The sequence below is a fragment of the Rhodococcus sp. CX genome, from assembly GCF_015865005.1.
GTDB lineage: Bacteria > Actinomycetota > Actinomycetes > Mycobacteriales > Mycobacteriaceae > Rhodococcus.
This window is the reverse complement of sequence record NZ_JADZGH010000020.1, coordinates 58,419-69,469: the sequence shown is the minus strand read 5'-3', so window position 1 is coordinate 69,469 and position 11,051 is coordinate 58,419. Positions and strand designations below refer to the sequence as shown.

Sequence of the window (11,051 nt, the reverse complement as noted above, 5' to 3'; positions counted from 1 at the left end):
CCGCCGCCGAGGGCGAAGGCAAGAAGAAGGCGTTCGAGCTGCTCAACAAGCTGCGGATCGTCGACATCTCCAACAACCTCGGTGACGCGAAGTCGCTCATCACGCACCCGGCGACGACGACGCACCGCGCGATGGGCCCGGAAGGGCGCGCCGCGATCGGCCTGGCCGACGGGGTGGTGCGCCTGTCCGTGGGACTGGAGGATCCCCAGGATCTCCTCGAGGATCTCCAGCAGGCGCTGTCCTGACCTGGTAAGCCGTGGGCTACGCTGCGGGTGTCCTGTCACGCCGACAGGGCACCCGCTGCGTTTTCGGTGAAGCCGGTGCGAGTCCGGCGCTGTCCCGCAACTGTGAATCCCGTACCTCGGGTGAGCCAGGTCAGCCGGCGTCGCGGGCCGTACGTACTGGTCCTCGGACGAAGGACGGTGGCGTGCCGCAACGCATCCGTTGCAGCCGTGCTGTTTTCGTCCTCCGAGCAACGGAGGATGGCTGTGCCCCTCGACAACACCCGACGGTTGTTCGCCGCCGGCATCACGGTATTCGCCCTCTTCGCCGCCGGGTGCTCCGGTGGCGACGACGCCTCTCCCGCCGGTGAGACCGACTCGGCTTCCACCGACGTCCCGCAGGCCATCGTGTCGTTGAGCCCGACCAGCACCGAGATGCTCTACGCCATCGGCGCGGGCGACCAGGTGATCGCCGTCGACGACCGGTCCGACTACCCGGCCGAGGCCCCCGTCACCGACCTGTCGGGCTTCACCCCCAACGTCGAGGCGATCCTCGGATACGAACCCGACCTGGTGGTCTCCAACGCCGACACGGCGGATCTCGTCGCCGGACTCGAACAGGCCGGGGTCGAAACCCTGATCCTTCCGGCCGCAGAGGACTTGGACGACACCTACGACCAGATCGAGCAGCTCGGCGCCGCCACCGGACACGTCGGCGAAGCGGCCGAACTCGTCGCGCAGATGAAGACGGACATCGACGAGACCCTCGCCGGCCTCCCCGAACGGGAAACTCCGCTCACCTACTACCACGAGCTCGACAACACCTTCTACAGCGTCACCGACGACACCTACATCGGGCAGATCTACGGGATGCTCGGCCTCAGGTCCATCGCCACCGGTGGCGACGGCTACCCGCAGCTGTCGAACGAGTTCATCCTCGAACAGAATCCCGACGTCGTGTTCCTCGCCGACGGGCAATGCTGCGGCGTGACGCCGGAAGTCGTCGCCGCGCGCGCCGGCTGGAACGAACTCAGCGCCGTGCGCGACGGTCGCGTCTACGTCCTCGACGAGGACATCGCCAGCCGATGGGGTCCGCGCGTCGTGGATCTCGTGCGCGAACTCGCCGCGATCGTCGCGGCAGCACCGGCAGCCCAGCCCACACCGTGACATCGACGCCGCGCCGCCGCGCCCTCGTGCTGGGTGGCGCGGCGCTCGTTCTCCTCGCCGCGATGCTCCTCGGGATCCTGGTCGGTCCCGCGGGGCTCACCGCGCGCGGCGTCCTGCTCGACATGGCCGATGCGCTGCCGTTCGTCGACGTCGACTCCGGGTTGTCCACGCGCCAGCAGGCGATCCTGTGGAACATCCGCATGCCGCGCGTGGTTCTCGGTGCCGTGGTCGGCGCGATGCTCGCGATCGCCGGAGCCGCCTACCAGGGCGTGTTCCGCAATCCGCTCGCCGACCCCTACCTTCTCGGAGTGTCGAGCGGTGCGGGTCTCGGGGCGACCCTCGCCATCGTCGTCGGCGGCGCAGCCGGATTCGCCGGGGTGCCCATGGCCGCATTCGCAGGCGGTTTGCTCGCGGTGGCCGCCACGTACATGCTCGGACGCTCCGTCGGCACCGGGCGCACCGAAGTGGTCATCATCCTCGCCGGTGTGGCCGTCGCTGCGTTCGCCAACGCCATCCAGACGTTCTTCATGCAGCTGCACGACGACACGCTGCGTCAGGTGTATTCGTGGATGCTCGGTCGCCTGTCCACCGACGGCTGGTCCGACGTCCTGACAATCCTGCCCTACGTGATCGTGTCGGTCGCTGTCATCGCGCTGCACCGGCGGACTCTCGACGTCATGTCGGTCGGCGACGTCGAAGCGTCGAGTCTCGGCATCGACCCGGCCCGCGTCCGTCTGGTTCTGGTGGGCGTGGCCACTCTCGGCACCGCCGCCGTGGTGTCCGCCAGCGGGCTCATCGGATTCGTCGGCATCGTCATCCCGCACGCGGTGCGCCTCGTCGTGGGTCCCGGCCACCGACTGTTGCTGCCGCTGTCGCTCATGGTGGGTGCGGCCTTCATCGTTCTCGCCGACATCGTCGCTCGCACCGCGATGTCACCGGCCGAACTTCCCATCGGTGTCGTCACCGCCGCGATCGGCGCGCCGTTCTTCCTGTTCGTCCTGCGTCGCAGCCGGGGTGTCGCATGACCGTGACGTGTAAGTCTGTGTCGGCCAAACGCGGAGGAGTCGAGGTCCTCCACGACATCGACCTCGTCGTGTCCGCCGGAACGTGGGTGTCGCTCGTGGGGCCCAACGGTTCGGGCAAGACGACACTGCTGCATTCGATCGCCGGACTGGTCGCCGCGACCGGCGACATCACCGTCGCCGGCGTGACGCCCCGCAAGTCCGGTCGACGCGCGGTGGCGCGGGCGGTCGCGTTGATGCCGCAGCGGCCGATCGTTCCCGAAGGGGTCACGGTGCGGGAACTGATCCGGCTCGGACGCACCGCCCACATTCCGCGTTTCGGCAGCGAGAAGCCGCATGATCTGGAGATCGTCGACCGGGTCATCGCCCGGCTCGAACTCGAAGACTTCGCGCCCCGCTCGGCAACCGAGTTGTCCGGCGGAGAACTGCAACGAGTGGTGCTGGCGCGCGCACTGGCGCAGCAACCCGACGTGCTCCTGCTCGACGAACCCACCAGTGCCCTCGACATCGGTCACCAACAGCAGGTGCTCGACCTCGTCGATTCCATGCGGTGCGAGGAGAACCTGACGGTGATCGCCGCGATGCACGATCTCACGTCCGCGGCCCAGTACGGCCAGCGCCTGGTCCTCCTCGACCGAGGACGCATCGTCGCCGACGGACCGCCCGCCGAGGTGCTCACCGCCGACCGGATCGCGCAGGTGTACGGGGCGCGGGTCGAAGTGCTCGACCGTCGTGACGGCCGGGCGGTACTGCCCCTGCGGGAACGGGAGGACGCGTGATGGAGGTCGTACTCCTCGGGACGGGTGCCGCCGACGGGTGGCCCAACCCGTTCTGCCGTTGCCTCTCGTGCCTCGACGCGGAGCGGCGCGGTGAAATCCGCGGGCAGACAGCGGCTCTCGTCGACGACGTGCTGATGCTCGACTGCGGGCCCGAAGCGCCGCGGGCGGCGGTGCGCGCGGGCCGGACGCTGGCCGGGGTGCGGCACCTGCTGCTCACCCATTCGCACGCCGACCATCTGGGACCCCAGGTGTTGTTGTTCCGGTCGTGGATCGAGGCGGGGCACGAACTCGAGGTGATCGGTCCGGTCGATGCGCTGGACGTGTGCCGTCCCTGGGTGGGGCCGGACGATCCGGTGCGCTTCGTCCCGGTGGCGGCGGGCGACCGTCTGGCGGTGGGGGAGTACGACATACGGGTCCTTCCAGCGCGCCACCGGGTATTCCGCGACGGCGATGCCGTGCTCTACGATCTCGCCGATGCGCGCGGGTCGCGACTGCTGTGGGCATGCGATACGGGAGTGTGGCCGGCGGAGTGGTTCGACGGCGTGCGCGGCGCGGGGTACGACGTGGTGTTCCTCGAGGAAACATTCGGTGACCGATCCGATCTGTCCGACGGGCATCTCGGGTTGCCGGAGTTCGCGACGATGGTCGAGGGAATGCGCGACGTCGGTGCGATCACGGACACGACGGATGTGGTTGCGGTGCATCTCGGTCACCACAATCCCGTGATGGCGGAGCTCGGGGAGCGGTTGCGTAGAAGTGGCGCCCGAGCCGGGCGCGACGGTGAGGTGGTGCACGTGGGCGGCGGCAGTCGGGGTGGGGGACATCGGACGCTGGTGCTCGGTGGTGTGCGGTCGGGGAAGTCCCGGCACGCGGAAGAGTTGTGTTCCAAGTTCCCGTCGGTCACGTACGTGGCGACGGGCGGTGTCCGCGAGGGTGACGCCGAATGGGCGCAGCGGGTGGCGCTGCATCGGGACCGGCGACCGGATACCTGGGCGACGATCGAGACGGTGGACGTGGCCGACGTATTGCGGTCGGCGACGACGCCACTGCTCATCGACTGCCTCGGTACGTGGCTCACCGCGCGCTTGGATCTGCACGGTGTGTGGGACGGAGCAGACGTCGCCGCGGTCGACGCGGATATCGACGAATTGCTCAGCGCGTGGCAGGCGTGTGCGGTTCCGGTCGTGGCTGTCACCAACGAGGTGGGTAGCGGTGTGGTTCCGGCGACGGCGTCGGGCCGGCTGTTCCGAGATCTGCTGGGCCGGCTCAATACCCGTGTGGCCGAGGTGTCGGACGCGGTAACCCTCGTAGTCGCGGGCATTCCTGTTTCCTTGCGCTGACCGCTAATACCATGGATGCGTCAATGGAGTCGAGATCTCTGAGGTGATCTTGCTCCGTACCTTCGGCGACGTCTATGAAATCGTTATGTACATCGAGCGTGCACAATACCCGGTCATTTTCCGAAATTTCTTGGGATAACTGTTCTTCGGGTGAGGATCTGCACCCCATTCGACCTGCGCGTATCTACGAATCTAATTGTGCAAACGACTGTTTCTAGATTTCTGATACACGAAATATGAATGGCGTAACAAACGTGGCGTTTGTACGCATAATTCAAGCGTCCGTCAAACGCGCCTATTCGCGCTCCCATGAGAATGGAAACCCGATATGACCACAGCTGACCAGACTCAGAAGCGCCGCAAGGTCCGCGCAATCCTCGCTTCGGGCCTCGTGCTCGGCGTGGGAGCGGCCGTCACCCTCGCTGCCTGGAACGACTCCGTGTGGGGCAGCTCGATCTTCGGAACCGGTGACTCCCAGTGGAACCTGCAGGGTTACACCGAGGCCGCAGGTGACTGGGACGACTTCGCCATCGAAGGCGAGGCCGCAGCGATGACGTTCGTGCCCGACAACGAGGCACTGGTGCCCGGAGTGCCGGTCTACAGCGTCTTCGGTCTGCACGAGGAGTTCGGTAACCTCGGGGCCACCATCGGCCTGTCGAAGGGCAACGTGACGGGAAGTACCGCCCTGGCCGGCCAGATCACCGTCACTGCAACCCTGGTGGACGGAGCGACCACTGCGTCCCCGGCGACGTGTGACGGAACGACCACCGGCACACAGTTGTTCAGCGGCCTCCTGTCCTCGGCTCTGGCATCGGGCACGTCGGCGATCACGCTCGCTCCGGAGGGCTACGCCTGGGTTTGCTTCAAGGCCGAGCTGAGCAGCGGCATCGCGGGTGATCTGACCCTGCAGAATCAGACCGCCACCGCCACCTGGGTCTTCAACGGCCAGAGCGTTTAACCCCCAATGCTTGTGCCTCCCGGTGGGTGCCGGGAGGCACAAGCCGTCGTCTTCGTCTTCCTAGGATGGTCCGTACCGCCGTGCACGCCATGGTCGAACACAAGCCGCGCAGAACCGTCTGGTCGCGCGTCGAGAACGCGCTGCTCAACCTGCTCGCCGCGGGTGGGGTGGTGTGCATCGGTTTGGTTCTTGCCGCGTTCTTCTTCGACATTTCGCTGATCCTGTTCAAGACGGGTTCGATGTCCCCGACCATCCCGCAGGGCTCGATGTCTGTGGTGCAACGCATTTCAGCGGACGAGATCAAGGTCGGCGACATCGTCACAGTCGATCGGGAGGAAGGCGAACTGCCCGTCACGCACCGCGTGATCGCCGTGTACCCCCAACGTCCGGGTGAAGCGCTCATCGAGATGCAGGGTGACGCCAACCCCAGCCCCGACCCTGGCCCCTACCGGGTTACCGAGGTCCGCAAGGTGCTGTGGTCCGTCCCCGGCGCCGCATCGGTCATCATGTGGTTCTCGGATCCGATGATCCTCGCCGCCCTCACCGTCGGCTGTGCCGCTCTGGTGCTGTGGGCGTTCTGGCCCCGGAAGAACGAGGCAACCTCTGCATCTGCTCAGCATGCCGATTCGAAGGAGCAGCAATGACGAACTCCAGGTCACTGCGCCTGCTCGTAGCGGTACTCGGCGTGCTCGCCGTGGCCGGCGCCGCGATCTTCAACATCGGATTCGTCGGGCAGACCCTCGCGAGCTGGACCGACCGCGTATTCGGGGGATCGACGTATGGGGTGAATGCAGCATCGTTGCAGGGTTATGCACATGCGCTGGGCGGTAGGTTCCAAATCAACCGTCTCGTGAGTTCGGAGACCGTGGGGGGTGCGACTGCGGAGAGATTCGCAACGAACACAGGGACAACGCAAACACCGGCCACGGGTTTCACCCAGTACCATAGCGACGGGCTACTCGGAATCGTTGCGACGGAACTCGACTCCGCAGTGTGCGCTTCCTACCTTTCTTCGTCGGATACCTGTGCGGACTACGGTTCGACTACCCCGCCGGTCCATTCGGTTGCCGTTGCGCGAAACCTCAAGACGAGCACGGGTGAATTTCTTGGAGTCACCCGCTTCTTCTCCACGACCGGTGAACAATTCAAGACGACGGCCAGCTGCGTGCCGGGCACTGCCCCGACTGCCGGTGCGGTGCAATCGACCTCGGGTCGAATGTACGTGGGTGACAACACCAGCAACCCGATTGCCATTCCCATCGCGCCGTCCGGAGCCGGGACTCGGTCCCAATCGACGAGCAAGTCGTTCACATCCCTGGCTCGCTACGAGGTTGTGCTCACCCATACCAGAGTCCAGGAAGCCGACTACGCATCGTCGACTCTTCGGCTCAGAATGTCGGCCTATGCACTCGTGGTTGGTACTCATCAGTGGACACTCGATCTCGTGGTGCTCCACGCCGGTTGCGGGATCGGAACAGCAACGCAGCCGCTACCGAGCGTGAGCGCCGCTACGCCTGTTACGGCCTCGGCCGGCTTTGCGAGCGATACGCCACTGGCTTCGATGATGATGAGCCGGCAGACCGAAGCAACCACCTGTCACACCGACGTCGACTCGACCGTTCCTGAGGACGAAGCGAACGTCGAGGAAGTTCACTTTGAGAACGTCGACACAACTCCGGTGGGTGGGGAGTCGGTCTCGGCAGAAGCGATTGATGCCGAACCTGTGGACAGCAGAGAAGTCCCGAATGAATCGGAAGCAGCCGACGACGTCACCGACAACACTACGGAACCGGTGTCTTGCGAGCCCGAGGGCGCAGATTCGACGGTGTTGTCGCCGGTCGACCTCCTTGTCGAGGAAGGAATCATCGGCGAAGCCGAACCCCAGTCGGAGCTCGCCCGTAGCGAGGAAGAAGGAGCCACGGACACCGAGATCCTCGCTGACGACGTCGACGCGCGCGACGTGGATGACGCCGGCGACGATGTGGAAGAGTCGGACGACCCCGAGGGCGATGCCGGACGAAGTGTCGAGGCGACCGACGAGGACAAGGCCGGCAAGGAGAACGCAGGCGCCGCTAAGGTCGACGGAGCGAAGGATGCAGCGGACAGCGGCAAGTCCGCAACGCCGGACAACACCCCGGAATCCGGCGGCACCGAGGACGCCCCTGTCGCCGAAGGCACCCCGGAATCGCCGGCCCCGACGAGTTCAACGAGCGCCAACCCGACTCCCGCATCTGCCCCGGTTTCGGCTCCGAGCAGGCCCACCACCCCGAGTCGGGTGAGCACCGCTGTGCCGTTCACGATGGTCGCCACCGACGGCAGCGACCTCGGGGAGGCCACCGTCCGTGACATCTCGCGCACCGATGGTTGCGTCGCGGTGCTGCTCGACGTCACGACGTCCGACGGTTCCGGAACGACCACACTGAACGGTCTGCGTTCCAACGACTTCCGTGAGGTTCTCGCCGACGGCACCACCACGCCAGTCGGTTCCCCGACCGGGCCGTGCGCGGTGGACGCGCCGATGCCGACGTCGTTCGGGCCGAGCGCGACCTACTCGGGATGGGTGATGTTCGACGTCACAAACGGCGGCAACTCGGTGATGCTGCGGCCGGTCGGCACGGCAGGCTGGATCATCACCCTGCCGCCGGCACCGCCGTCGCCTGCGCCGGCACCGGTCGTCACCGCGACCCCCACTGCGGTCGAAACCGCGCCCGCCACCTCGACCCCCGCAACCACGGAGGAAACCGCACCAGCCGAAGAGCCCGTCGAGGAATAACGAGCCGAGCAGGAGGGGAGGGGCCATGCTTGCAGCTGCCCGTAGGGGAGGCCGCCTGATGGCGATCCTCGGCGTCGTCAGCACGGTCGCGGCGTGCAAGTACGGCTCCCACCTGCACCCGCAACCGAGCCAGGGTGGTATCCAGGCGAACTTCAGCACGAACCAGAGCGCGTCGGGGCCGTGGGGTGAGTACGCCACACAGCAGAGCGCAGGGCGCTTCGATTTCACGATCGACGCGCTCGCCCTGCAACCCCGGCGAGCCGGTCTACGCGCCGATCGCGTTGCGCACCCTGCCCGCAGTAACCGCGCCGGTATCGGTCTCCCTGAGACCGCCGCTGACCACCCCCAACTCGGTCGCGGACGTGCTCAGGTACTCCGTTTCGGATGCGCCCGCTGCTTCGTGCAACGCCGCAGGTTTCGGGGTGGCGACGGTCGTCGACGACCTGCCGTTGTCGACGGGTAGCGGCACCTTCACGATGCAACCGAACACCATCCGCACCTTGTGCTTCCGTGTGGAAATCCCGGACGGCACAGCCCCACTCGACTTCGCCGGGCTGGCCGACACTGTGGCGGCGTGGGAGTTTCGAGTCCGAGGAGAGGATCCTCCGCGCCCGCCGAAGCCGGGCTTCGACAGATGCGGCGATCACCACCACTCGGCCTGGTTCGTCCGTAGTGGATTGCACTACGTGTACTGCTGGTCGTACTGGTGGAGGTGGTGGTGAGACTCTGTCTCGCCGAAGCGTGGGAAGGCCGCGTGGTGTGGGCCTGCTCGAGCGGCGGACTGGCGGGACCTCCGCGGCGGCAGTACATGGCGCGAAGTGGCTCGATCCGAAACTGCCTGCGGAACTCATCGGATCGGGCTCGCTGAGGTTTCGATCTTGCTCGTGGTGTCGACTTGGACCGGTGCATCCACCAGGCAGATTCCTTGTGTAACGCAAGCGGGCTGAAGATCCGTGAGATTGAATCCGTTGTGGTGCAACATAAGTGCGCACGGAATCTGGTGTCGAAGCGGAAGGAGCTGGAACTCGCGGATGGCGGTGCGCCGCCGGAGGCGCACACTCGTCTGCTGCTGATGCGTGCAGGGCGTCCGAGGTCGGAGAACCGGAGGACGGCGCGCATCATTGGACCGACCGGAAGCAGCGGACGCTCGACATCGACCGCTATGCGCTGTTGCCGAAGTTGGGGTGGGACGGTCATCCGCGTCGGCGCCGGCCTGTTGTACCACCGGCCGGCCGTTCTCGTCGAGCGGGTCCGCCGCGCCCTGCGTCGCACCGGTGCGTCCGTGTGACGCCGAGACCGGTGTTGGTTGCGGAATCCGGCGGACGATTGCATACAACCGGTACGACACGAAGTGTGTGCAACCGCAAGTAACATGGTTTTAACTTGTTGTGATGTGTCACTCTATAGGGCTTTGCTCTCCGGAGAGTGCCCAACGAGCACGAAAACAGCTACCGGACAGTAATATTCGCACTTCGGACACCGTTCCCGAGGCGAGTCGACTTGACCGGCTCTTTACGTAATTTTCACCGAAAGGTGATCTAGCTCACACCATGGAATTCATTAGTGGTGCTATTCACAACCCGTGTTATCGTTCGTCACGAACTGAGGCCGGAGGGTTCTGGGACGGCTACAGTGCCCTGTGGGGCGACAGTTGACCGCGCGTCGAAGTCCTTTGCGCAAGAGGACTATTCGCACGACGCGAAAAGCTGTGACACATACCAGTCGATCTCTGCTGCCCGGAGATCGGCGTGCTCGACCGTGCCCTCCGCGAGGACGGGCACCGCACACACCTGAGTAGGGGTACCAATTGAGCAAGAAGCACGCGTCCGGACTGCGCCGCGGCGCCCGGATCGGCAGCGTCGCCGCTGCCGCAGCCATCGCACTGGGGTTCCTGTCCGCAGGTGCGGCGAACGCCGATACCTTCGTTCCCCTGCCCGATGGTGAGATCGCCGATCCGGTCGGCAACGTCATCAAGCGCACGGAGGAGAGCGCACTGGTCTCGCCGTCCCTGGCCGGTAACGGCACGGGCCGCGTGGCGTGGGTGTCCGGCAAGGTCACGGTCGACGTCGCGAACATCAAGCTTCCGACCGAGGCCGGCAAGACCGACGGCAGCACGTCGAGCCTGCAGGGCACCAACAACTCCTCGACGCACAAGGTCTCGCGCATCAACACCGGCTACATCGTCGGCTGCCAGGTGGACATCAGCGGCCTGAAGGGCAACCTCGGGATCAACTTCAGCCTGGGTGGCACCGGCACCATGACCGGCAACCTGGTGACCGATGCGGTCACCGGTCTCACCTCGGTCGTCACCAACACGGTGAGCCCGTCCGCGTCGCTGTCGGTTCCGCTGCAGCCCGGCCAGGTCCGGTTCGTGCACATCGACGGCAAGGACATCACCAAGCCGAGCACCACCTACTCGATCCAGTACCAGGACGCCGAGCTCAGCCAGCAGGGTTGCGGCGGTCAGGCGCAGGCGCGGGCGTACACGGTCCTCGAGATCGTCGGCAACGACTACGTCAAGACCAGCCTGTACGGCCAGCCGTTCAGCATCGGCTGATCCTGCCGCCACCGGACTTTCCCGACTCCTCGCTCACGCGAGCAGCGACCCTCGAGAGAGAGAACATGAAGACCAGCGTGAAGAACGGCCTGCGCCGCGGCCTGAAGGCGGCCGGTGTCGGTGCCGCCATGGCCACCGCGATCGGTTTCGCCTCGGTCGGCGCCGCGAACGCCGACACGTTCGTGCCCCTGGAAGACGGCTCCATCACCCAGACGCTGCCGGACGGCACGACGG

At 66.0% G+C, this 11,051-nt stretch carries 9 protein-coding genes, 2 pseudogenes and 1 riboswitch; of the genes and pseudogenes, 10 read left to right on the top strand and 1 reads right to left on the bottom strand.

Translation table 11 applies throughout. The features are described from left to right. From I0Q12_RS31705 to I0Q12_RS01815, 8 genes and pseudogenes are all read left to right on the top strand, one after another. A pseudogene (locus I0Q12_RS31705) lies at nucleotides 1–245 on the top strand (PLP-dependent transferase); the annotation flags it as partial. 21 nt (nucleotides 246–266) lie between these two features. After that, a riboswitch (cobalamin riboswitch) is annotated at nucleotides 267–402 on the top strand. Between the two features lie 80 nt (nucleotides 403–482). Continuing rightward, nucleotides 483–1,388, top strand: a complete 906-nt coding sequence (locus I0Q12_RS01845; protein WP_197250329.1) for an ABC transporter substrate-binding protein — start codon at nucleotides 483–485, stop codon at nucleotides 1,386–1,388. A gap of 62 nt (nucleotides 1,389–1,450) precedes the next feature. After that, nucleotides 1,451–2,413: an iron ABC transporter permease gene (locus I0Q12_RS01840; protein ID WP_231609838.1), complete on the top strand. Its 963-nt coding sequence runs from the start codon at nucleotides 1,451–1,453 to the stop codon at nucleotides 2,411–2,413. Next, complete coding sequence (locus tag I0Q12_RS01835; protein WP_197250327.1) at nucleotides 2,410–3,189, top strand: ABC transporter ATP-binding protein; 780 nt, start codon at nucleotides 2,410–2,412, stop codon at nucleotides 3,187–3,189. Before I0Q12_RS01840 ends, I0Q12_RS01835 begins: the two co-directional genes overlap by 4 nt. Next, nucleotides 3,189–4,529: a bifunctional adenosylcobinamide kinase/adenosylcobinamide-phosphate guanylyltransferase gene (gene cobU / locus I0Q12_RS01830; protein ID WP_197250326.1), complete on the top strand. Its 1,341-nt coding sequence runs from the start codon at nucleotides 3,189–3,191 to the stop codon at nucleotides 4,527–4,529. The genes I0Q12_RS01835 and cobU overlap by 1 nt, the downstream gene beginning before the upstream one ends. A 328-nt stretch (nucleotides 4,530–4,857) precedes the next feature. Continuing rightward, entirely contained in the window at nucleotides 4,858–5,487 is a 630-nt protein-coding gene (locus tag I0Q12_RS01825) for a SipW-dependent-type signal peptide-containing protein (protein ID WP_197250325.1), read from the top strand. A 65-nt stretch (nucleotides 5,488–5,552) separates the two neighbouring features. Then, nucleotides 5,553–6,131: a signal peptidase I gene (locus I0Q12_RS01820; RefSeq protein WP_231609822.1), complete on the top strand. Its 579-nt coding sequence runs from the start codon at nucleotides 5,553–5,555 to the stop codon at nucleotides 6,129–6,131. Continuing rightward, nucleotides 6,056–8,260, top strand: a complete 2,205-nt coding sequence (locus tag I0Q12_RS01815; protein WP_197250324.1) for a hypothetical protein — start codon at nucleotides 6,056–6,058, stop codon at nucleotides 8,258–8,260. Before I0Q12_RS01820 ends, I0Q12_RS01815 begins: the two co-directional genes overlap by 76 nt. Before the next feature lie 265 nt (nucleotides 8,261–8,525). Here I0Q12_RS01815 and I0Q12_RS01810 read toward each other — a convergent pair whose 3' ends face one another. Beyond that, entirely contained in the window at nucleotides 8,526–8,753 is a 228-nt protein-coding gene (locus tag I0Q12_RS01810; protein ID WP_197250323.1) for a hypothetical protein, read from the bottom strand. Nucleotides 8,754–10,067: 1,314 nt separating this feature from the next. On the opposite strand from I0Q12_RS01810, the gene I0Q12_RS01805 reads away from it, so the two are divergent. After that, on the top strand, nucleotides 10,068–10,817 hold the full coding sequence (locus I0Q12_RS01805; RefSeq protein WP_197250322.1) for an MspA family porin: 750 nt from the start codon (nucleotides 10,068–10,070) through the stop codon (nucleotides 10,815–10,817). A 65-nt stretch (nucleotides 10,818–10,882) separates the two neighbouring features. After that, nucleotides 10,883–11,051: pseudogene (locus I0Q12_RS31700) on the top strand (porin); the annotation flags it as partial.